The 23,778-nt window shown below is 35.5% G+C and carries 20 protein-coding genes; 5 read left to right on the forward strand and 15 right to left on the reverse strand.

Annotation, left to right across the window (positions count from 1 at the left end; translation table 11 throughout):
- Nucleotides 1–30 precede the first annotated feature (30 nt).
- The 5 genes from ZPR_RS11975 to ZPR_RS11995 form a co-directional block, all read right to left on the reverse strand.
- On the reverse strand, nt 31–591 hold the full coding sequence (locus tag ZPR_RS11975; protein WP_013071943.1) for a YqgE/AlgH family protein: 561 nt from the start codon (nt 589–591) through the stop codon (nt 31–33).
- Nucleotides 592–716: 125 nt separating this feature from the next.
- A complete protein-coding gene (locus tag ZPR_RS11980; RefSeq protein WP_013071944.1) occupies nt 717–989 on the reverse strand; it encodes an HU family DNA-binding protein in 273 nt (90 codons plus the stop codon).
- Between the two features lie 184 nt (nt 990–1,173).
- On the reverse strand, nt 1,174–2,118 hold the full coding sequence (gene fmt, locus ZPR_RS11985) for a methionyl-tRNA formyltransferase (protein ID WP_041578884.1): 945 nt from the start codon (nt 2,116–2,118) through the stop codon (nt 1,174–1,176).
- 1 nt (nt 2,119) lies between these two features.
- Nucleotides 2,120–4,021, reverse strand: a complete 1,902-nt coding sequence (locus ZPR_RS11990; RefSeq protein WP_013071946.1) for a RecQ family ATP-dependent DNA helicase — start codon at nt 4,019–4,021, stop codon at nt 2,120–2,122.
- Between the two features lie 2 nt (nt 4,022–4,023).
- Complete coding sequence (locus tag ZPR_RS11995; protein ID WP_013071947.1) at nt 4,024–4,566, reverse strand: AAA family ATPase; 543 nt, start codon at nt 4,564–4,566, stop codon at nt 4,024–4,026.
- Between the two features lie 87 nt (nt 4,567–4,653).
- On the opposite strand from ZPR_RS11995, the gene ZPR_RS12000 reads away from it, so the two are divergent.
- The 3 genes from ZPR_RS12000 to murA all read left to right on the forward strand — a co-directional run bounded on the left by ZPR_RS12000 (nt 4,654) and on the right by murA (nt 7,160).
- On the forward strand, nt 4,654–4,947 hold the full coding sequence (locus ZPR_RS12000) for a DUF493 family protein (RefSeq protein WP_013071948.1): 294 nt from the start codon (nt 4,654–4,656) through the stop codon (nt 4,945–4,947).
- A 248-nt stretch (nt 4,948–5,195) separates the two neighbouring features.
- The gene (locus tag ZPR_RS12005; RefSeq protein ID WP_041579987.1) at nt 5,196–5,831 is read left to right on the forward strand and encodes a DUF4290 domain-containing protein; all 636 of its coding nucleotides are present in this window, start codon (nt 5,196–5,198) and stop codon (nt 5,829–5,831) included.
- Between the two features lie 15 nt (nt 5,832–5,846).
- Entirely contained in the window at nt 5,847–7,160 is a 1,314-nt protein-coding gene (gene murA, locus ZPR_RS12010) for a UDP-N-acetylglucosamine 1-carboxyvinyltransferase (RefSeq protein ID WP_013071950.1), read from the forward strand.
- A 466-nt stretch (nt 7,161–7,626) separates the two neighbouring features.
- Here the strand turns inward: murA and ZPR_RS12015 are convergent, their stop codons facing one another.
- From ZPR_RS12015 to ZPR_RS12025, 3 genes are all read right to left on the reverse strand, one after another.
- Complete coding sequence (locus ZPR_RS12015; RefSeq protein WP_013071951.1) at nt 7,627–8,343, reverse strand: DUF4198 domain-containing protein; 717 nt, start codon at nt 8,341–8,343, stop codon at nt 7,627–7,629.
- A 135-nt stretch (nt 8,344–8,478) separates the two neighbouring features.
- Entirely contained in the window at nt 8,479–10,800 is a 2,322-nt protein-coding gene (locus ZPR_RS12020; protein WP_013071952.1) for a TonB-dependent receptor, read from the reverse strand.
- 346 nt (nt 10,801–11,146) lie between these two features.
- Nucleotides 11,147–12,604 carry a hypothetical protein gene (locus ZPR_RS12025; RefSeq protein WP_013071953.1) on the reverse strand — a complete coding sequence of 486 codons (1,458 nt, stop codon included), beginning with the start codon at nt 12,602–12,604 and terminating at the stop codon, nt 11,147–11,149.
- A 103-nt stretch (nt 12,605–12,707) separates the two neighbouring features.
- Between ZPR_RS12025 and ZPR_RS12030 the strand changes: the two genes are divergently transcribed.
- Both ZPR_RS12030 and ZPR_RS12035 read left to right on the forward strand, forming a co-directional pair.
- Nucleotides 12,708–13,478, forward strand: a complete 771-nt coding sequence (locus ZPR_RS12030) for an MBL fold metallo-hydrolase (protein ID WP_013071954.1) — start codon at nt 12,708–12,710, stop codon at nt 13,476–13,478.
- Entirely contained in the window at nt 13,468–13,968 is a 501-nt protein-coding gene (locus tag ZPR_RS12035) for a hypothetical protein (RefSeq protein ID WP_041578885.1), read from the forward strand. The genes ZPR_RS12030 and ZPR_RS12035 overlap by 11 nt, the downstream gene beginning before the upstream one ends.
- 680 nt (nt 13,969–14,648) lie before the next feature.
- Here ZPR_RS12035 and ZPR_RS12040 read toward each other — a convergent pair.
- From ZPR_RS12040 to ZPR_RS12070, 7 genes are all read right to left on the reverse strand, one after another.
- Complete coding sequence (locus tag ZPR_RS12040; protein WP_013071957.1) at nt 14,649–15,842, reverse strand: acetate/propionate family kinase; 1,194 nt, start codon at nt 15,840–15,842, stop codon at nt 14,649–14,651.
- A 1-nt stretch (nt 15,843) separates the two neighbouring features.
- Nucleotides 15,844–17,937, reverse strand: coding sequence for a phosphate acetyltransferase (gene pta / locus ZPR_RS12045; protein ID WP_013071958.1), 2,094 nt, complete (start codon nt 17,935–17,937; stop codon nt 15,844–15,846).
- Between the two features lie 210 nt (nt 17,938–18,147).
- Nucleotides 18,148–18,807, reverse strand: coding sequence for an alpha/beta hydrolase (locus ZPR_RS12050; protein WP_041578886.1), 660 nt, complete (start codon nt 18,805–18,807; stop codon nt 18,148–18,150).
- Nucleotides 18,807–19,145, reverse strand: a complete 339-nt coding sequence (locus ZPR_RS12055; RefSeq protein ID WP_013071960.1) for a membrane protein — start codon at nt 19,143–19,145, stop codon at nt 18,807–18,809. The genes ZPR_RS12050 and ZPR_RS12055 overlap by 1 nt, the downstream gene beginning before the upstream one ends.
- Nucleotides 19,146–19,159: 14 nt before the next feature.
- Nucleotides 19,160–20,413 (reverse strand): dihydroorotase, encoded by a 1,254-nt coding sequence (locus ZPR_RS12060; protein WP_013071961.1) that lies wholly within the window; start codon nt 20,411–20,413, stop codon nt 19,160–19,162.
- Nucleotides 20,410–22,335 carry a BatA domain-containing protein gene (locus ZPR_RS12065; RefSeq protein WP_013071962.1) on the reverse strand — a complete coding sequence of 642 codons (1,926 nt, stop codon included), beginning with the start codon at nt 22,333–22,335 and terminating at the stop codon, nt 20,410–20,412. Before ZPR_RS12065 ends, ZPR_RS12060 begins: the two co-directional genes overlap by 4 nt.
- A gap of 202 nt (nt 22,336–22,537) precedes the next feature.
- Nucleotides 22,538–23,749 carry a GAF domain-containing sensor histidine kinase gene (locus ZPR_RS12070; protein ID WP_013071963.1) on the reverse strand — a complete coding sequence of 404 codons (1,212 nt, stop codon included), beginning with the start codon at nt 23,747–23,749 and terminating at the stop codon, nt 22,538–22,540.
- Nucleotides 23,750–23,778 lie beyond the last annotated feature (29 nt).

Below are 23,778 nucleotides of genomic sequence, written 5' to 3' on the forward strand. Positions count from 1 at the left end.
CCAGGTAGAATAAGAATCTTATCTAATTATTTAATTATAACTAGGATTCTCTGGAGCATTAGACCATAAAACATATTCGCCACCTAGCTGCATCATCTGATCTTTCCAGAATGAATCATAAGGGCGTTCAATAATGCTTTTTTGATCTTCGTTAGTGACTACGATCCAGGAATTTGAATCTAATTCATTATTCAATTGTTCCGCATCCCAGCCAGAATATCCCAGAAAAAATCTTATTTGATTTTCATCGATCATATTTTGGGAAATAAGAGTGGTTACAGCATCAAAATTTCCTCCCCAGTAGATGCCATCTGCAATTTCTACACTATCGGGAATCAAATCTGGGACTCGATGAATAAAATAAAGATTATCCTGCTCTACGGGACCTCCATTATAAATCTGGAAATCTACATTTAAGCCTGGAATTAAATCTTTTAGGGTGAAATCCAACACCTTATTAAGAATAAATCCAACAGACCCACGCTCAGAATGCTCGGCCAAAAGCACTACAGATCTATTAAAGGATATGTCCCCAATAATGGAAGGTTCTGCGATTAAAAGGTGGCCTTTAGAGGGTTTAAGTGCAATCATAGGCATACTTTTTAACTAATCTAACTAATTATTCCTAACCTTACAATAAATATTAAAAAAATATGTATAAAAAAAGCTTTCCTAAGAGGAAAGCTTTAATACTTTAACTAAAATAGTGATAATTATTAGTTTACAGCTTTTTGTAAATCTGCACCAGCTTTAAATTTCACTACATTTTTAGCAGCGATTTTAATAGTTTTTCCTGTTTGTGGGTTTCTACCTTCACGTGCTGCTCTTTTAGACACAGACCAAGATCCAAATCCTACAAGAGAAACTCTGTCTCCTTTTTTAAGAGATGTTTCGATTCCTCCTAAAAATGATTCTAATGCTTTTTTAGCTGCAGCTTTTGAAATACCTGCATCTTCAGCCATTGCGTCGATTAAATCTGTTTTGTTCATAATTTGAATTTAAATAATTGTTGGTTAAACATTCTGTTTAATTGCTCTTACAAATTTATATGGATTTATCGCCTATGCAAGTAATGGCAAGGGAAAACGGAAACTTTGTTGATAACTTTGGCAAAATGTTAATAATTGTAGGCCAAATTTATTGATTTTTTATGATTTCAGTATTCGTAAGGGCTCAGAGCATGTAAGCCTCATTTTCTACCGTTAAGCCGTTTAGCAAATCTTTTACATTCATTTTACGTTTACCTGGTAGTTGAATTTCATTAATCAAGATATAACCATCTTTGGTAGCTACTTTAATTTGGTGCTTCTCAACACTTAGCTTTCCCACTTTTTCTTTATGATCTTTTAATGCGATTTCACAATCAAAAATCTTTACATTCAATTTTTCATCATTCTGAAAATAGCACCAGGCAGCAGGGTAGGGATTTAAGCCTCGTATTAGGTTATAAATAGTGATAGTATCTTTACTCCAGTCGATCTTGGTGTTTTCGCGGGTTAATTTTGGGGCCGGTTTTGGATCTTCTTCTTTATTTTGAGGAATGGTTCTTACTTCGCCAATTTCTATGAGTTTAAGGGTATCTACAATTAATTCTCCACCAAGTTTCATTAAGCGATCGTGAACAGATCCTACATTTTCTGTAGCCTCGATTTCAATTTCTTTGGACTGGATGATATTGCCAGTATCTATCTTGTCATCGATGAAAAAAGTAGTGACTCCTGTCGTCTTCTCACCATTGATCACCGCCCAGTTTATAGGCGCCGCTCCACGGTATTCCGGTAAAATTGAAGCATGTAAATTAAATGTTCCGTATGCTGGAAACTTCCAAACTTTTGTAGGTAACATTCTAAATGCAACCACCACCTGAAGGTTGGGCTTTAATGATTTAAGCTGAGTTTCAAAATCATCAGACTTTAAATTAGTTGGCTGTAAAACAGGCAGGTCTTTTGTTAATGCGAATTTTTTTACCGCGCTTTGGTTTAACTTTCTTCCACGACCGGCTGGTTTATCAGGAGCCGTAACTACACCCACAACATTGTAGCCGGCTTCAATAATTTTGGCAAGACCCTCTACGGCAAAGTCTGGCGTTCCCATAAATAGTATGCGTAAGTCTTTCATTTTAATTTATTTTATAGCTGTTTGTAGGTGTTCGTTTTATTTTGTTTTTTTCTAGTAAAAGTCGTAAAACTTCCAGTATATGTTCTTCCGAAAAAGGTAGTTGGGTGACCAGGTCTCTTGAAGATTTTTCAGTATTTCTTAACATCTTTATAATTTCAAAATAGATGATATTCATCAATTCCCGGGTTAGTTTTCCGGTTTTTTTTCTTGTGCAAACCGAGCAAAGTCCGCAGTCTTCAATTTCCTGTTCTCCAAAATACGTTAAAAGCTGTTTGCTGCGGCAACTTTCCTTATTGGCGATATAGTCCAGAACCTGTGCTATTTTTTCTTTTTTGTGCTGAAGGTATTGCTCGATAAACCTGAGATGCGGGATTAGAGTACGTTCATCTTCCCGGGGTACTAAAAAAGTAACAGAGGCATCATGTTGCGCATATTCAAACTCAATAATCTCATCTTTTTCCAGTTTCTGGAGCAGATGTAAAGCTTCGGTTTCAGAAATATTTGATTTTTCAGCTAAAGAAGCCAGGTTTATAGCTGTGAGATTTTCAAAGACACCACCATAGGTTCTTAAAATGGTTTTGGTAAATTCAGAAACCTCAGGTTGATTGGTTAGATAGCTATTTAATGTACCCGGAAAAACTTCAAACTTCACTACAGTACGTTTCTGAAATTCTTCACTTAATTTAAGGATGGCACAACGTTCTAAAATTTGTAAAGCAGCATAAGTTTTATGAATATTAAAATGGTATTGTTTGCAAAACAGGTTAAAGTTGAAATTAAAAACTTCCTGTTCACCTTCTCCATAAGCAATTCTAAAATAGGCGAGCACTTTTTTATACACCTCTTTAATTTCCGGAATGGAAGGCAGCCTTGCTAAAAATTGATTCTCTAAAACCGGAATATCGCTTTTATTGGTGATTACTGTTGCTTCAGCATACTTATCATCACGACCGGCACGGCCCGCTTCCTGAAAATAACTCTCTAAATTTTCTGGCAAGTTAAGATGGATTACATGCCTAACATCTGGTTTATCGATCCCCATCCCAAAAGCGGTAGTGGCGACCATAATTCTAAATTTATTTTGAAGCCAGTCCTCCAGTTTTTTCTTTTTGGCAACCTGTTTCATTCCGCCATGAAAGGCCTCGGCTTTGTAGCCTTGTGATTGCAGATAACCGGCAATTTCAGTGGTAGCATTTCTACTTCTTACATAAATAATAGCTGTTTCTTCTGCAGATTTTAAAAGTTTAGCTACTTCATAAAATTTATCTTCAGCATAAACTACGTTATAGGCGATATTAGGTCTGTAAAAAGATTTTTTATGTAGCTTAAGATCTGGTAATTGTAATTGCTCTTTGATGTCTTCAATAACTTGGGGAGTTGCGGTTGCAGTTAAAGCAATTAAAGGTACTTCTGGTTTTAGTTCATTAAAGATATTGATATTGCGATAGGCAGGTCTAAAATCATGTCCCCATTGCGAAATGCAATGAGCTTCATCTACAGCAATCAAATTTACATTCATTAATCTGATGCGTTCCTGTACCAGCTCCATTTGAAGTCTTTCGGGCGATAGGTATAGAAATTTATAATCTCCATAAATGCAATTATCTAATTTTTTATCCAGATCGTTAAAAGAAATACCACCGGTAAGACTCATGGCCTTTATCCCTTTTGCCTGCAAATTGCTTACCTGGTCTTCCATTAAGGCGATAAGCGGAGAAACCACAATACAAATACCGCTTCGCAGTAAAGCCGGAACCTGAAAACATATAGATTTACCGCCGCCAGTAGGAAGCAAAGCCAATACATTTTCACCCTCTAAAACCGAGGCGATGATGGGCCATTGTAAAGGTCTAAACGCTTTGTGTCCCCAGTATTTATTTAGTATTTGTACAGCTTCCAGCAATATTATACCTCACTAGTGTTGTTTAAAATAAAATCGGTTCTTTCTTCGACAGTTCCGGTAGGCACAATTATAGGTTTGTAGCCGTAAGCTATATAAGTTTTAGAGAGGTAGTCTGATATTTTTTCGGCTTCAGCAAAACTCTCGTAGCGTTCGTTATCACTCTTATATATTTCTTCCCAGGGTGGTAATAAAAAAACCTGTTCGTATATTCGGTTTTTACAGGTAGAAATAAACGGCTCATCGTATTTCGTATTAAAATAATCCATATAGGCAATCACGTCATGTACGCCACGATCGATAAAGATCATAGTACCCTCAGATTCTTCAGCTTCGATAAATTGAGCATCCCTGCCTTCTAAAAGTTTTTTACTAAATAGTAGCGGTTGTTCTAAAAATAGCTGATCGATTCCTTCTTTTTGCGCTTCAAGGGTTACCTGTCTTGAAATTTCGTGTAGGCAGGTATAGCCACGTTTTTCCAGTTCGAAAATTATCGAAGATTTTCCTGTTCCCGGTCCACCGGTAATTACAATTTTTTGTGCTTTCACCCTGCAAATTTCGACATTTGATTTTGATTATAAAAATGGTATAAACCTTGTATCTTTGTAATCTTTAAATTAGAAGAAGAATATAATATGAGTCTATCGAATAATCCGGATGAATTTTACGCAAAACTGAAATCACAGCTTCAGGATACTGCCATGTGGCCTTCAGAATATTTATATAAGTTTATAGTGCCATCTGAAGAAGATAAAATAAAAGGTGTAGAAGATATTTTTGATAATATGGGAGCGGTGATTACCACCAAAAAGTCTAAAAAAGGAACTTACACCAGCGTTTCTGTAAATGTAAGGATGAAAAATCCAGATGCAGTGATTGCAAAATATAAAGAAGTAGGAGAAAAGATAGAGGGAGTAATTTCGCTATAAATTTTATTTTGAGTTTTTTATTTGATAATTCCTAAATGCCTTATTGCGTCAATATCCCTATGGATAGTTAGTGGTTAACTGATGATCTTTTGAGTATATACCTGGGAATTAAAACATCAGTGCATAACTAATTTTTTAATTATTGATTAAAAACCGACGATCTTTTACCCAACTTGGTTAATATTTCTTATTTTGCAGGCAGAATAAACTTCTGCAATTTAATATTACCGAATTTAAATCTAATTTTTTTGACAAACGCATTAGAATATAACTCTGAAAGGAGTACGTTGATAATTCCTGAATATGGTAGACATCTGCAAAAAATGGTAGAGCATGCCGTAAGTATTAAGGATGATGAAGAGCGAAACCGTGTAGCCAAATCTATAATTGCGGTTATGGGAAACATGAATCCGCATTTACGTGATGTACCGGATTTTCAGCATAAACTGTGGGATCAATTATTTATAATCAGTGATTTTAAACTGGACGTAGATTCACCTTTCCCAAAGCCAAGCCGAGAAATACTAGAAGAACATCCTGATCCTTTGGATTACCCTCAAAACTTTCCAAAATATCGTTTCTACGGGAATAATATTAAACGAATGATCGATGAGGCTAAGAAATATGATGAAGGTGAGTTTAAAGATGCTTTAGTATTAGCCATTGCGAATCACATGAAAAAATCTTTCTTAAACTGGAACCGTGACACCGTAGATGATAACGTTATTTTTGAGCATTTAAAAGAATTAAGTGAAGGTGATCTAAATCTTAAAAACTCTGATGAGGACTTAAGCGATTCATCTAATCTTATGCGCGGGAAGAAAAAATACACAAAACCCAATAGTCCAAAAAGAACAGGTCGAAAAAGCCGTAAACGCTACTAAAATTTAACCAATTTCATGGGAACTTTTCAGATTGAAGGAGGGCATCAGCTTCAGGGGAAAATTCAGCCTCAGGGAGCCAAAAACGAAGCCCTGCAAATTCTTTGTGCCGTATTATTAACTTCTGAAGAAGTAAGAATTAATAATATTCCAGACATTATAGATGTAAATAAGCTTATTGGTTTATTAGAGAATCTGGGTGTTAAAATCCAGAAATTAGGAAAAGGAAGTTATATATTTAAAAGTGACGCCCTAAATTTAGATTATCTGCAAAGTGAGCAGTTTAAAAAAGATGGTAGTGGTCTACGTGGATCTATAATGATTGTGGGACCGTTATTATCTAGATTTGGTAAAGGATACATTCCAAAGCCTGGTGGAGATAAAATTGGCCGTCGTCGTTTGGATACGCATTTTGAAGGTTTCATTAATCTTGGCGCTAGTTTTAGATATAATAAGGAGGAACGTTTTTATGGAGTAGAAGCGCCTAACGGATTAAAGGGAAAATACATGCTTTTAGAAGAAGCATCGGTTACCGGAACAGCCAATATCGTTATGGCTGCCGTTATGGCAGAAGGAACAACTACCATCTACAATGCTGCCTGTGAGCCTTATCTACAGCAACTTTGTAAGATGCTTAACTCGATGGGAGCAAAGATAGGCGGTGTAGGATCTAACTTACTGGTGATCGAAGGCGTTACAGAACTAGGGGGGTGCGAGCATACAATTTTACCGGATATGATTGAAATAGGATCCTGGATAGGCCTTGCTGCGATGACCAAGAGTGAAATTACCATAACTAATGTGCGTTGGGAAATGCTTGGGTTAATTCCTACTACTTTTAAAAAGCTGGGCATTACTATAGAGCGTAGGGGGGACGATATATTTATACCGGCTCATAATGATGGTTACGAAGTGCAAAGTTTTATAGACGGTTCTATAATGAATATTAGCGATGCACCGTGGCCGGGTTTTACGCCAGATTTACTAAGCATTATTTTAGTAGTGGCAACGCAGGCCAGGGGTAGTGTGCTAATTCATCAAAAGATGTTTGAAAGTCGATTGTTCTTTGTAGATAAACTTATTGATATGGGAGCAAAGATTATACTTTGTGACCCGCACAGGGCCACGGTAATCGGTCATGATTTCCATTCGTCTTTAAAGGCTACTACAATGACTTCTCCAGATATTAGAGCTGGGATTTCTCTATTAATTGCAGCACTTTCTGCAAAAGGAACATCTACGATTCACAATATAGAGCAGATCGATAGAGGTTATGAAGATATTGAGGCACGTTTAAAAAGTATAGGGGCCAAGATCGAAAGAATTGCTTAAAGCGGGAATCCTTATAGATTATCATAAAATAAAAACCTCGAGAATATATTCTCGAGGTTTTTTCTTAAAAATAGGCTGCCCATGAAAAAGAAGAAGGATAGGTATGAGATTCTTTGTGAGCAAATGATATTGAATCCCAATCTGATGTTTTTTACATCTTTTTTCTTAGAATAGGGGCAGCCATTTTTGTCCAATAATCGAGATTAAATGTTCTAATATATCCAGAGCTATCGGGATGCCTTGGTTAAAAAATAATTTTTTTATACATCCTATCGGTATTCCTAGGATTTACTGAATGCATTTTAAGTAAATGAGTTATTTACCCTGGCCTTGATTATTATTGGCATTATAACAAATTGAATGAATTTTATTAAAAATTTGTTTCGTAACGCAACAAAATAGAAGGTTGGGTACGAAAGATTTTGTAAGGATTTCATTCAAATTCAGGTTCGGGATTCTTCCAGTGTTATTCCTGCGGAAAACAATAGGTGGCACAATGCCAGATAAATTCATAATCTTCACCATTATAAGTACCGGGGACATTTTCATTTTTAGTAGTTTCTACGGTATATTTTGTGTTCCAGGGAAGTTTAAATGAAATTTTACCTTCATCATCAGTGTTTAAGGTTTTAGACCAAAGATCTGAAACATATATTTTTACTTCCTGTTCGCTAATCGGTTCTCCCTCATAATATATCTGCAATGTTTTTTCTTCATTTTCAGAAGGAATTTCCTTAATGCTTAAACCCTTCATCGTAATTGTTGAAGCTGTAGGTGCATCGGCCACGTTTATTTTCGCAAAAGACTGGTAATGGGTTTTAAAAATCCCAAAGTCATATTCGCTATAATCGATCACATCAATATTATCATTTTTCAGCTGAATGGTAAAAGTACCTTCTTCAGTAGGGGTGAAATACCCTAAATAGTGGTCTTCTTTTTTATCCAAATTCAGTTTCGTAGATGTGCCATCAGGATTGATAACCCAAACTTCAAAACTGGAAACACTTTTAAAAGCATCGCCATCGGTTTTTTCGATAACACCATAGGTGTATTCTCCATAATGAACTTTTACTTCTTGTTTTTTGTTCAGTTCACCATTAGGCCTTGTTTCTATCCATAAATAATGTGCAAAGGATGTGCTGTAGCAAAGCAAGAATAGGATAATTAGGCTTAGTTTTTTCATATAAATAAATTTAGTTAAACTGTTTATTCTCAGCTTTTCTTTAAATGCTGAAAAAAAATCACTTGTTAGAGTTTTAGATGTTATGATTATATCCTCCCTATAATAATGCTATAGGGAGTTGGAGTAATTTGAAGCTTAAAATTTATAATTAAGGCTTAATCTAAAGTTTCTTCCGGGTTCACTTTGCCAGTATACGTAAGTACCATAATCTGCACCAGAGTATAGATATTCGTTAAGAAGGTTATTAAGGTTAAGAGCTACACGAAAGTTATCGTTCTCCCAGCTTAGGGCTCCATCCATTCTAAAATAATCTGGTAAATCTGTTTGGCCATCGGCACCCCAAACCCAGGATGAACGGTCTACCTGATACTGGTAGCCCAGTGAAATCCCGAATCCTTTTAAATTTTGGTTCTGGAATGTATAATCTAACCATCCGTTGGTGATATGTTTTGAAAAACCAGCAATAGGGTTTCCATCGGCGTCTTCTACATTAGTATACGCGTAATTTAGAATTAAGTTTAAACCTTTGGTAATTTCTCCACGGGTATCAAATTCAAAACCACGGGAAGTAATATCGGTATCTACCTGTAAAGAGTAGTTGGCATCTTCAGGGTCGGCTACCAGGAATTTATCTTTATGAATATCGAAGTAGGTGGCGGTAGCATTCCATTTTCCGTTCAGGAATTCAAACTTTAAACCTCCTTCAATGTCCTCAGCGGTTACCGGATCAAAAGCGTCGCCAAATCTGTTCGTTCCCTGTTCTGGTAAAAAAGACTGGTCGTACATTCCGTAGATGACTAAATTATCCAAAATCGAATAAGATACCGCTACACGTGGTGTAAATACTTTATCGTCTGATGTTACGCCGTAAGCACTACTTTTAAACTCTGTATATCTACCGGCAAGAGTAAGACGCAGTGCATCATCAAAAAACCCCAATTGATCCTGAAGGTAATAGGAAAGATAGTTAGAAGTTATAATTCCGCTTGCCCGTTGTTGTAAATTTTTACTCCTGTCAAATTCAGGTAATAGGGCTGCTGGCTGTGGATTATAAATATTAAAAGGATTATCTTGAGTATCTATGCTAAGGCTTTGCGACCAATCCGCTATGTAATTTTTATTTCCGTAATCTAATCCTCCTAAAATTTTATGTGAGATATCACCAGTTAGCTCTTTACCATTAATAAAAACTTGTCCTAGCTTTTGTTCTTCTTTGGCGTCCCAAATACTAATATTACGTAATAAATCACCGTTTTCCTGAACTCCGAATGCGCTATTGATCCATAAACTGGAACCTTCATGCTGATAATTAAGATAACTAAGTTGTGCGGTTAAATTCCAATTCTGATTAAGTTGATGTTTAAAATTTATAAATCCATAGTGTTCTTTCATCACCGAAGGACCAAGCCTTGGATCTGATAATGTAAAATCACGGTCTACATCAGCGTATTCATTAGGAGCAAAAACATAAGCAGATCCTATAAGTTTTGTTTTGTAATATTGATAGGTATACTGTGCTGTTACCGAGGTTTTATCATTAAAATTATATTTGATACTCGGCGCAAGGGTATAGCGATTTTCTGGCTCGAAATCTCTATGAGCTTCCTTGGTAGATGCCGCACCTACAAATCGATATTGCAGTTTTTTATTTTCAGATAAGTTCCCTTCGATGTCTGCTGTAGCTCTTAAAGTATTGTAACTACCGGTAAGTATGCTAATCTCTCCACCGGTTTTACCTGTTGGTTTTTTGGTCACTACATTATAAAGTCCACCGGGTTCTCCACTGGATAACATAAAGGCAGATGGGCCTTTTACTACTTCTATACGGTCAACCAAAGCAAGATCCTCGGCCATCGGACCCCAGGTAGATAATACATTCATTCCATTTCTAAAGGGAGGGATTCTAAAGCCGCGCATATTAATTCTAGCAAAATTTCCCCAATGCTCTATCATTTGTGCACCACTAACATTTCTGGTGACATTTTCCATGATAGAGATCGCCGCCTGGTCTTTTAGGACATCGTTGGTAATAATCTGGATATTTTGAGGAATATTGATGATTTCTTCATCTAGTCTAAGGGAAGAAGAAACCTTGCGAGTCGTGTAAGCCTCTTTTTCTCCAGAGATCCAAACATCCGAGAGGGAGGTAATCTCTTTTTGAATGATGACCTCTATAGTTTTATTCGATTGAATATTAACTGTTAGCTCTTTTCTTATAAAGCCGATTTCGGAAATCACAAGAGTATATTCTCCTTTTGGTATGTTTGCGATGCTAAAGAAACCATTCTGATTGGTGTATGCTCCATAATTGGAATCTTTTAAGTATATATGGGCATTGCTAACCAGGTTTTGTTGCTCATCAAAAACAAATCCACTAAGTTCTGCAGACTGATTTTGGGCAGAAGCCCCATAAAATCTACTTAAGATTAGAAATAATAAAAGTAAATTTTTCTTCATTTTGTTTTTATTTAGATTTATTATAAACAATAAAAGCAAATGTATTAAAGTGATGTAAAACAATTATAAAAAATTTAATATAATTTTTAATCAATCCAGATAAAATTTAAATATTTGGTTGGGAGTAGATGTTAAGTATTTGTTTTTTAGATATTTATTAATTATTTGGACCGTCTATTTATGTGACTGAATTTCATAAGATTAATGGTTACTCGGAAAGATTAACCATTTGTTCAAAAGAAAAAGTCCTAAAAAAAAAAAAGCGATCATTTTAATGATCGCTTTTTTTTTTTAGGACTTCAATAAGAAGCTATTTTATTAGAAATGTGATTTTAAATTACAAAAATCAGACTTTTTGAGCTCGCTCTTTATTTTCTTTATAATGAAACAAGTTTTGTTCTTTGATCATTTGTGTGGTTTTTTCAGGAAGCATTTCTTCCCATCCTTCTTTTCCGTCTGAGATCATTTGTAAGACTTCCCTTGAATATATATCCAGAATATCAGGATTATAATTTTCAATGTCTTCTACGCGACCATTATATTTAAAGAATTTGTATAATTCCTTCATACGTGGATGTACCTTTAAGTTTTCACTTGTGGTAATTTCGCCGGTTTCAGGATCCTTAAGTGGATAAAGGTAAACCTTAAGATCTTTAAAAAACAATTTACCAAAAGCTTCTAAAATACCACCGCTTAGGTGTCTATAATACTTTTCGTCAAAAACATCTACGAGGTTATTTACACCCATGGCGAGCCCCATTCTCATTTTAGAATACTTACTAAAATATTCCACTACCTTATAATATTCCTGGAAGTTTGAGATCATTACCGTTTGCCCTAGTGAGCATAGTAATTCTGCCCGATCCATAAAATCACGCTCATCTATTTCACCTTCAGCTCTAAGGTTAGACAGGGTAATTTCAAAAATCACTTCGGTATTTTCTTCAGAAACCCGGTTTTCGTTAAAGAACAATTCACGAGATTTCTGGAACATATCCATGTTCACCTTCGTAACCGGTCTAAAACTACCACGAAGTGCAAGGATATTCTTTTTATATAGAATTTTTGCAGGAAGTACATTATTTCCGTCCGGACTAAACATTACCGCATCGGTCATGCCGTTTTTAACGAGTTGTAAACTCATAAGACGGTTATCTACCTTTTTAAATCTTGGGCCAGAAAAATTGATGGTATCGATCTCTAACTGATCTTTATCGATATGATCATATAAATAGCGCAGTAATTTTTTAGGATTGTCATATTTATAGTATGCCCCATAAATGAGGTTAACTCCTAAAATTCCTAACGTATTTTGTTGGTGCCGGGCATCATTTTCTTTAAATCGAATATGAAGGCTAATTTCGTTATAGTCTTCATCTGGGCTTACCTGGTAACGAATTCCAACCCAGCCGTGTCCCTTATACTTTTTAGCGAAGTCTATGGTGGCCACGGTATTGGCGTAACTAAAGAAAAGTTTATTGGGGTGCTTTTCTCTTGAAATCCTTTCTTCAATCAATTTAATTTCATGAGAAAGCATTTTTTTAAGTCGGGCTTCAGTAACGTATCTTCTGTCATCTTCCACACCGTAGATAGCATCACTAAAATCTTTATCGTAAGCACTCATCGCCTTGGCAATGGTACCCGAAGCACCACCAGCTCTAAAAAAGTTTCTTACAGTTTCCTGTCCTGCGCCAATTTCAGAAAAGGTACCATAAATATTCTCATTTAGATTGATACGAAGAGCTTTACTCTTTATAGAAGGAACATTCTCAAATTCCTTGTCGCCCATTATGGTGATTGGCATATTTTTCCTTTTAGATGAATTTTCCTTTTTTACGCTTCCAAAGGTACTAAAACACTAAGGTAAACAAAAAATAATACCTAACTTTGTCACAAATATAACATTCTTGAAAGTTACATTTTTAGGTACAGGAACATCACAGGGAATCCCCATTATTGGTAGTACTCATCCCGTTTGCTTAAGTAAAAACCCTAAAGATAAACGTCTAAGGGTTTCAGTAATGGTAGAGTGGGAGGGACTAAACATTTTAATAGATTGCGGTCCCGATTTTAGAATGCAAATGTTAGCCAATAATTTTGCCAGATTAGATGCTATACTTTTTACGCACGAGCATAATGATCATGTAGCTGGTTTAGACGATATTAGACCCTTTTTCTTTAGACAGGGCAATATCCCGATTTACGCACATGAAAGGGTTTTAAATGCGCTCAAAAAACGTTTTGATTATATTTTTGTTACTGAAAATAAATATCCCGGTGCCCCAGGTGTCAACGAACATATCGTTACTGATAATGATTTTGAGATCCAAGGTAAACACATCACCCCGGTAAGCTACCTGCATAACCAGTTACAGGTATATGGATATCGAATGGGTGGTTTTGCCTATTTAACCGATATAAAGTCTATTTCTGAAACTGAAGCTGAAAAACTTAAAAATTTGGAAGTGGTGGTGGTCAGCGCTTTAAGAGTAGAACCACATCATTCTCATTTTAATCTGGCGGAAGCATTGGAATTTATCGAGAAAATTAAGCCAAATAAAACATATTTGACTCATATTAGTCATTTATTGGGATTTCATGATGAGGTAGAACAATCACTACCTGAAAACGTACATCTTGCCTACGACAATTTGAAAATCAGTATTGATGAAAAATAAGATCCTACTATACTTATTCATATTCGCTGCATTGTTCGCGATTTTTATTTATGTAAATGATAAGAAAATCCTGGATGATCAAACAAACAGAATCATTAGCTTACAAAAGCGATTAGATGAATTAGAGACGGAAGACGACCATATAAATATAGTAGCATCTGATGGGTTTTACGATTTTAGTTTGAAAAGAAATGAGCCCGCTATGACCTATTTTGAAAATAGTGGTTTTGACGCTGCCGAAATTGAACGAAAAGTGCAGGATGTTTTAATCGATATGAATAGAAGTAGTGAGGATAATAAAATGGTACCGTTTGAAGGAATGAATGGTCCAATGCGCATTAATAAAGTAAAGCTACTGAATCATAAATGGCTAATCGCCAATTTCACGGATGGAGAACACTGGGGAGAAATTTTATTGAATTATTATATTACTAATGATGGTAATGTTGAATTTGAACCTCTAAATGCTTTCCTTTATCCTACGGAATAAAAGCTACAGCGAAGTATGAAAGAAATAGTTATTTATTGATTTCCATAATCTGTACTAACTGTTTGTTGTCGTCATTCCATATATTCAATTTCATAATAAAAATTACTTTTGATTTTAGTAGCTTCATCTTTATTCTTGAAATCCAAATTATAAGTATCGTAAACTAATTTTTTCCTTAAACAAATCTTTCCCTGGTTCGTTTTTAAAGAAAGAAAGACATCAATCATAAAAAGATTATCATCAGTTATTTTAGTTTCTATATTATTTTCAATCTAATTTTGCTCAGAATGAGTAGTTTGTGATACAGATATATTCTATTTTGGAAACCGATCAGGATAGAATTAATTAAACTTCAGCAGCGGGAAAAACAAACACCACCGAGTTTAGAGAGCTTATTGCTAAAATGAAATCTCAGGATTCAATCAATTGGCAAAAAGTATTTTCAACCTATTGAAAATCCAGACAAAGTAGACAGTTACGGGCAGAAGTTGGTCTTACCGATATGTAAACCGTTCTTCAGCTGGCTTTTCAGATGGATTGGAGTCTGGAACAGTATAAGGATTTACCAGAATTAAAAGCATTGGTATCAATGAAGAATTAATCGAAGTGCTGTTTATTTAAAAAATAAGCTCAGATTCTTTAAAAATCTGAGCTTATTCAACTTACAACAACTAACTAACTTAGCTCACCAAAGAATAAGACTGTTTGGCAATCTCTAATTCTTCATTAGTGGGAACAATTAAAATTTGTTTCTCAGCTTCCGGCAAATTGATAGAACGAATGCTTTTACCACGCACATCGTTTTTTCGATGATCCAGATACAGCCCTAAATATTCCATATCTTCTAGAGCAATCTTTCTAATAACACTACTATTTTCACCAATTCCTGCGGTAAAAATAACGGCATCCACACCATTCATCGCTGCGATATAGGAACCAATATATTTTTTGATCTTATAACCATTCATGTAAAGTGCGAGTCTACAATTTTCATTACCTTCAGCAGCTTGTTCTTCAATATCTCGCATATCGCTATAGCCGGTAAGCCCTAGCATTCCACTTTCTTTTAATAAAATATTCTTAACCTCTTCTGGAGAATAGCCAAGTTTATCGATAAGATAAAAGATAACAGACTGGTCGATGTCCCCGGCACGGGTTCCCATAATTAGTCCGTTTGCAGGTCCCATTCCTAAGGAGTGATCAATAGCTTTTCCATCTTTTATAGCCGTGACACTACAACCATTACCAAGATGTACACTGATAATTTTTTCTGAAGGTAGTCCCTTTTCGCTTAAGTATTCGATCGCTTTTTCAGAAACGTATTTATGGCTGGTGCCGTGAAAGCCATAAGCCCTAACATCGTGATCATTTAAAAATTTTTTCGGAATGGCATATTGATAGGCTTTCTTTGGCATTGTTTGAAAATAAGCCGTATCAAAAACTACCACTTGTTTTGCTTCAGGAAATACACTTTCGGCAACTTCGATTCCAAGTAGATTATGCGGATTATGTAAGGGTGCTAAAGGAAAAAGATTTCTAATTTTTTCTTTTACATCTTCAGTAACTTCGACAGTTTTGGAAAAACTTTTTCCACCATGAACCACTCGATGTCCAACCACCTCAATATGGTTTTTATCTTCAACCACTCCTACTTCTTTATCCATTAAGAAAGAGGTGATTTTATTTAATCCTGTTTCGTGATCTGGGATATCAATTTCTTTGGTCATTTTGTCTTCCCCGGTTTTGTAGTGTATTAAAGACCCTTGTAAACCAATACGCTCCACGAGTCCGCTTGCTGCCACCGTTTCCTCCGGCATTTTTATAAGTTGGTATTTTATGGAAGAACTACCTGAGTTGATTATTAAAATATTCATATTAAATTCCTTGTGCCTGGATTGCGGTTATTATTACGGTATTAAAAACATCGTCTACGGTACAACCTCTACTAAGATCGTTAACAGGTTTATTAAGTCCTTGTAGCATAGGGCCAATGGCTAAAGCTCCGGTTTCACGTTGTACGGCTTTATAAGTATTATTCCCGGTATTAAGATCTGGGAAAATAAGTACGCTGGCCTGTCCTGCAACCTCAGAACCTGGGAGTTTACTGTTTCCTATCGTAGCATCTACTGCTGCATCGTACTGGATAGGTCCTTCAATTTTAAGATCGGGACGTTTATTTCTTACAATTTCTGTAGCTTCACGAACGCGATCTACATCTTCTCCTTTTCCAGAAGTCCCCGATGAGTAGGACAGCATCGCAATTTTTGGTTCTATCCCAAAAGCTTTACTACTTTCTGCGGAAGAAATGGCAATTTCAGCAAGTTCGTCAGCATTAGGGTTTGGATTGATTGCACAGTCCCCAAAGACGGAAACACGATCTTCCAGGCACATAAAAAATACTGAAGATACAACAGAGACGCCAGGTTTTGTCTTGATAAATTGAAGGGCAGGTCTAATAGTATGCTGGGTGGTATGTGCCGCTCCTGAAACCATCCCGTCTGCATCACCTTTATGAATCATCATGGTTCCGTAGTAGGAAACATCAGCCATCATATCCCGAGCCATATCCATATTTACATTCTTATGTTTTCTAAGCTCGTAAAAAGTTTCGGCATAATCTTCATAATTATATGAATGCACAGGATCGATCACAGCGATTTTATTTAGATCTATGTTTAAGCCAAGATCTGCAATTTTATTTTTAATCTTATCAATATTACCAAGAAGCGTAATATCTACAATATCCAAAGCGATTAAACGCATCGTGGCAATAAGGATACGCTCGTCTGTTCCTTCAGGAAGGACAATACGTTTTCTGGATTGTTGTGCACGTTTATACAGGCTATACTGAAACATCTTTGGAGTAAGTGCTTTTGGCTGAAAATTGAATAGTTTTTCAGTCAGGCTATCGAGATTTAGGTATTTTTCAGACACCGCCAAAGACGTCATAATTTTTTGTTTACTGTCTTTATAAATCTGAGACTTAATACTTCCAATCTGATTAGTCACCCCAAAAGTGCCGCCTTGTACAGAAACAATCGGAACAATTTGAGAAAGTCCTTCGATGAGTTTTAAAATACTTTCTTCAGGTATGAGTCCACCGGTAAGTATAATTCCCGAAATTGGAGGATAATTGGCAGAAATATGAGCCTGTAAGGCTCCAAGAATAATATCGGCACGATCCCCTGGAGTGATTACCAGGCTATTCTCTTTAAGCTTGGTGATATAATTTCTAAGCTGCATAGCACCAACACCAAAACTTCCGGTTTGATTATTTAAATGCGTTTCTCCAAAAAGAACTTTACCATTTAACTCCTCCACGATTTCTTTAATGGTGGGATGAAGTAGCGTGTTGATCATGGGAACGATAGAAACTTCAACCTCTTTAGGGAAAAACTTATCAAGATCTACTTTGATCTTTTCAATATTTTCTTCCTGTATTTTATTGGCAACTACACCAATAACTTTTACATCGCGGTTATTGAAAGAACTGTAAGCAAAGTTTAGGGCATCCACAAGCTCCTGTTGAGTTTTACCTTTTCCGCTAGAAATAATTATTGTTGGCAATCCCAGGTTTTTAGCAATAGTGACGTTAGTGTCGAATTCAAATACATTTCCTTTTACAGAAAAATCGGTGCCCTCAACCAAAACGAAATTAAACTGCTCTTCCAGATACTTATATTTCTGGATGATGACATCGATAATTTCTCCTGCTTTACCAGCATTTCTTTTGTCTACCAATTCCTTACGGGTAACACCATAAGCTTTTTCGTAAGGGATTTCGATATCAAACTGAGAAAGTATGGTTTCAATGTGATTGTCTTTTTGATCCTTTGGAAAATCGTCGATAATGGGTCTAAAATATCCTACTTTATCGGTTTTTCCTAAAAGTGTTTGCATTAAGCCCAGGGAGATTAAAGACTTTCCACTGTCTTCTTCCATGGTAGCAATGTAGATACCTTTATTCATAGTGTTTATTTTTTCTCACCTTAATGAGATCTTGATGCTAATTCCCTAGTTGTATGGGGATATTTAACAGTTAAAATTAGTTTCAAAATACTTCTCTCTTTTAAAGAAGTGGTACAAATTTACCAGTAATTTGAGGCATGAAACCTAATAAATGTCATATTATAAAGTTAAAATAACTTTAATAGGGAAGAAATAATATTGGGAAAACAGCTATCCATTTTTCTCCAACCATTCTTTAAGCTCGTAGAAGTTTTGTGGAGCAACTCCGTGTCCTACCGGAAATTCAGAATAGGTATTTTTTATATTCAAATTGTCAAGGAAGGGTTTTGTTTTTCGCGCCCATTCGATGGGGATTACCTGGTCTACTGTTCCGTGAGAACAATAGAAATTTAAATGTTCAAAATTATTATTTTCAAAGCCAGATTTGATGATGTCTTTATTGACATATCCACTTAGCGCAACGATATTTTTTACTTTTTCTGGATAAGAGAGTGCAACGGCATAACTTAAAATGCTTCCCTGGCTAAAGCCTAATAGTGTTACTTTATTTTTGTTTATTGGATAAGCTGTGATCGCTTCATCAATAAATTTTGCAATTAGATTCCGGGATTCAACAGCTTGCTCATCATCGCTAAATTTCCCGTTGGCATCATCAAAATAGATAGCATACCAGGCATTTCCGCTAGGTTGCATGGGATAAGGTGCTTTTACTGAGATTACAAAAAACTCTTCAGGTAATTCGCTGGCAAAGCTAAAAAGATCCTGTTCGTTACTTCCGTAGCCATGAAACATGAAAACTACGGGAGCTTTTTCAGTTTGACCTTTTGGTTGTTTTATAACGTGATCTAGAGATAAATTTGCTGTGTGCATTACGTAATTGATTTAAACCATTTTTGAAAATAGACTCCAATGTAAGGGATCATTTTAAATTCCCCCTGTACTGCAGCAATTAGTCCATAAATCCAAATAATTACAGAGACCAGATAAAAAGCCGTAGGAATAAATAAATCACTAAACATGGAAGCTATGGCTCCAAGCAAGTAAAAAATGAGATGAGTTCCAAAAGCCTGGCGAATATGGAAACTAGCCAATTTATGTTTATCATCCATATTCATAAAAATAGCAATTATAAAGCCAAATATGGTTATATAGGCCGTAATCGCAGCAGTTTTGCCGTTATTCGAGCTGTTTTGGGGTTGTGGACTCATGCTTCTGTAATTATTTATTCTGCGATAATTAATTGATTATTATTAAAAATACCAATTGCTTTTCCTTTTAACTGTTGCCCTAAAAAGATACTATTTTGTGAAGTAGAAAGAATATCTGATTTTTCAAAAGTGTATTTTACTTCGGGTAAAAAGAAGCTTAATTTTGCCGTTTCTTTTTCGGCTATTTTTATATTTTCAGCTTTAAAGCGGGATCTTCCGCGAGTTAAAATCTCAATAGTTTCTTCCGTAGAAAAAATAGTGTGTAGAGCACCAAAGGCACTTTCTAATCCAATGCTTCCGTAGCTGGCATTATCAAATTCTACTTTTTTGTTCTCTATATCAATAGGATCATGATCACTGGTCACAAAATCGATCGTACCTTCTTTTAATCCTTTAATTAAGGCTTTTGTGTCTTTCTTTGTCCTTAGCGGAGGCAGTACTTTTGCCCGGGTATCAAATTCGCTAAGTAAATCGTCTGTTAAAATCAGGTTATGGATGGCCACACTGCAGGTTACGTCCAGTCCTTTTTTCTTGGCTTCTTTAATAAGTGCAACCGATTTTTCTGTAGAAATAGTTGGAATATGCAGTTTCCCACCTGTATATTCTAAAAGATACAAATCGCGGGCAATTTGTAAATCTTCAGCAAGATTTGGAATTCCTTTTAAGCCTAAAAGAGTACTATTATGGTGTTCGTTGACAATTCCCTTACCTGCAATTTTCTTTTCTAAAGGGAATGATTGTACCAGTCCGTCAAAATTTTGAGCGTATTGCAATGCAATTTTTAGAAGATTAGGATTGCTTACTGGTTTTTTATAATCTGCAAAACTTACCGCACCGGCATTACCCATATCGTAAAGTTCGGCTAAATCTACACTTTCGGTTTTAACCGTTAAAGCGCCGGTAGGTAATAAATTTACTGCATTTCCCTGTGCTTTAGCTTTAATAGAATGAATGGCAGAACTGTTATCGATCGTAGGATTGCTATGTGCATTAAGTACCACATCGGTAAAACCGCTAAATGCCGCTGTTTTTAATCCGTTTTCGATGGTTTCACGCTCTTCGTAACCTGGTTCTCCAAAACTTACGCTCGTATCAAACCAGCCTTGAGAAACGTGTAATCCTTGGATATTAATTTCTTTATCGGCCTTTTCTTTAATAGAACTTCCGATTTTTATAATGATGCCGTCTTTTATAAAAATATCGGCTTGTTTTAAATGATAATCGCTTTGCTGGTCTACGATTGTGGCAGATTTTATAAGTAGCTTCATTTAAAGAATTTTAAGAGGAGCATTTCTATGGTTAAAAAGATCAATGCAAAAATAACAAACCATTTCCAAAGCACATCGATTTGTTGGGCAGCTTTTGCGCTTTCAAAAAAAGTATTTAGACTGGGTTGCTGTTCCACATCTTTAAAGTCATTAATATCCAGATAATTAAGATCGCTTTCGCCTCTGGGATAATTATAACTAACCGGTAAAATTTTATTTTCCTGATATGTGAGCATAAAATTTCCCGCTTTTGCAGGTAAGTCGGTAGTCGTTATAGTGATCTTACTGGAGGTATTTTGTTGAAGTGGAATAAAACTCTCTGCTGAATTTTGCTGAATTTCAACCACCTGATCACTATTTCCTGCCATGTTTACGTCGAATGTATTTTCCTGACCGACTTCGAAGTATAAGTCGGGCATTTTTAAGGCTGAAATTCCCAAATTATAGAAAACGGGTACGATTAATGGCGAATTTTGAAAGTTTGAATTTTGCTGATTAATGGGTGCCGAAAATAAATAGTTATGATCAGAATTCATCAAAAAAGCTTTGTTATTTTGATAACCCAAAGCCGCTGATATATCTGAACTAAAATTATAAAAACTACGTACTTCGGGATATTGGAAATTACTGATTTCTTTTTCGAAAGTAGCCTCGAATAATGGATGTTGAAAGGCAATTTCAGTAATCAATAATTCTCGATTTTGTTTATTCTGAATAGTCGGTAAACCGAGATTTGATAAAAACGGATTGTAATTTTGGATCTGAAGATTGGAAGCCGGAATGATGCATATGGGCATTCCTTGTTTTGATTTTTCTAAAATCTGATTTTGTAAAGCTGTATTTATCTGTTCTACTTCATTTAGAATAATTAAGTCTGCACCGCTAAAAGCACTAAAATCAACTTCACTTTCTTCAAAATTGCTGTAATTGAATTGATCCTGAGTAAAAATTCGTTTAAGGAAATCGCTATCACTTCCTGAAATGCTTACAACAGTTATTTTTGGCGTTTCCGCGTAGCTAAAAAATAATTCATTATCGTAAAAAAGTCCGTTATCTTCAATTGCGATGACGCCATTTTCTACTTCTTCCGCCTGTACACGAAATTCTATTTCCTGCTGTTTACTGTCTTTAAAATTAATACTTTTTTTAGCCAATATTTGCTCACCGTTTCTTAGACTAATAGGAATATCTCGATCTAGCTTTTCATTATTACTAAAAATCACCTTTAACGTAGCCTGATTTAATTTCTTATCGATAACGTAAGCCGAATCAATGCTCATATTAGCGATATTTTGTGCTTTATTTTTTATAAAATGATATTCGACATTTTCAAGCTGATGTAAGTCACCCAAATTTTGCTGAAAATCAGACACCAAAACCAATCGCTGTACATCAGCAGGATGTTGCTTAAAAAACTGGCGGGCTTTTAAATTAATCTGGTTGAAGTTCAACGAATTTTGACTATAATCTATCTCCTGGATTTCGGTTTGATTTTCAACAGGTGAAATAATTCCGAAGTCGTTATTATTAGTAAATAGTCCAAAGGTCTGTTTTTCCTCGCTGTTTTCTATAACTTGCTGAATATTATATGGCAACATTGGGCCATGTTCACCACGCAATTGCATGCTGAACGAATTATCCAGATAGAGCAGGGTGGTTGTACTTTGTTGGGAGGTTTTGCCCGAAGGGATAAAGGGTTGTGCAAATGCCAGAATCAAAAAAGCCAGTGCTAAAGTTCTGGCGATTAGAATAAGCCATTTTTTTAGTTGATTGCTTTTACGGTTTTCCTGAACTACTTTTTTAAGAAATTTTACATTCGTAAAAGCCTCTTTCTGAAATTTACGAAGTTTAAATAAGTGAACAATAAAGGGAATAACCAGTAAAATTAATGCATAAAGGAGTTCTGGATGTTTAAACTGCATACCGGTTTTTAAGATTTATCAAATATAAAGAAATTGTGGTGCAGGAAAACTCGATAATCGAGATTAAATGTTGGACTCCCGTCCCGAGAGTTATCTGGATGCTTCGAAATTAATGAATTCCATCAAATGTCTTCTCGGCTAGTCTTACAATGAGTTTGATGTAAAAACGTGACGTAAATCTTTTTTTTGAAATAAGGGTAGTTTAAGCGCGTTTGATATCAAATTTAAAGCTGGTACTTTCACCAAGTACCGAGGAGACACTGATGTTACCGTGGAGTGATTCTACCAGTTTTTTGACGGTAGAAAGACCAATTCCATTTCCCTGATTTCCCTGACGATCGGTAATATAAAGCGTTTTAAACAATTTGAAAACATTAGAGAGCTGATCTTCTGGAATACCAATTCCGTTATCGGTTACGGTAAAATAATAATGATTTTCGTCTATAGCGCTTTCAATATCAATAATAATTTTTTCCTTGTTATTGTATTTAATGCTATTATTAATCAGGTTGATAAAAATTTGTTCTAGGGCTGCCCGGTTACATTTCAGAAATATATTTTCCGCAGGGAAATTAATTTCACATCTGTCATTGATATTGAGCAAATCTATGATATCCTCTAAAAGATGATGAAGATCAAACTCTACTTCTTTTGAAGCTACAATGCGATCACTTTCGTAATGGTTTAAAATCCCGTTTATATAATCACTTAATTTTAGAGCAGATTTTTTAAGATTTAGCAGTAATTCCTGGCCTTTTTCATCCACATTATGTTTATAACGCGCTTTTATAAGGTCTGCTGTAATAATCATATTGGCAAGTGGCATTTTCATATCGTGAGAAACCACACCTGCAAAATCTTTTAATAAGGTATTGTGATCATCTAATTCTTGTTTTATTTTTTCTAGATAACGATTTTTACGTCGCAGTTCAAATAGTTTTTCAACCTGTTTTGCGAGATTTTTTAAGGCTTTTTTCTGTGCATCGTTAAGCTTATTCTTTTTAGTATCTAAAACGCATAAGGTGCCCAGAGCAAAACCATCGTTGTCTAATAATGGCATCCCCGCATAAAAAAGTATGGGAGACTCTGGAAGGGTAGTAAAGGGGTTATTGTAAAACCTTAAATCTTTACGCATATCTTCTACCTCCATTAAAATACCAGGCTCTAAAATCGCATGGCCACAATGCGAGTATTTTCTTTCAACCTCTGTAATGGGTGGGCCACCGTGATTCGATTTTAACCAGTTTTTTTCATCTTCTACAATGGTAATTACAGATATTGGTGTTTTACAAATATAGGAGGCCAGCTGGGTAATATTATCAAACTCCTCTTCAGGAATATCTTTTATAAGTTCAATGGAGCTTAAAGCATTTAAGCGTTCTTTTTCATTGATAGGTTGAGCAGGCTGAATCATATAGATTTATCAATTTTTGATAGGCAGAA

This window comes from Zunongwangia profunda SM-A87, assembly GCF_000023465.1.
Taxonomy (GTDB): domain Bacteria; phylum Bacteroidota; class Bacteroidia; order Flavobacteriales; family Flavobacteriaceae; genus Zunongwangia; species Zunongwangia profunda.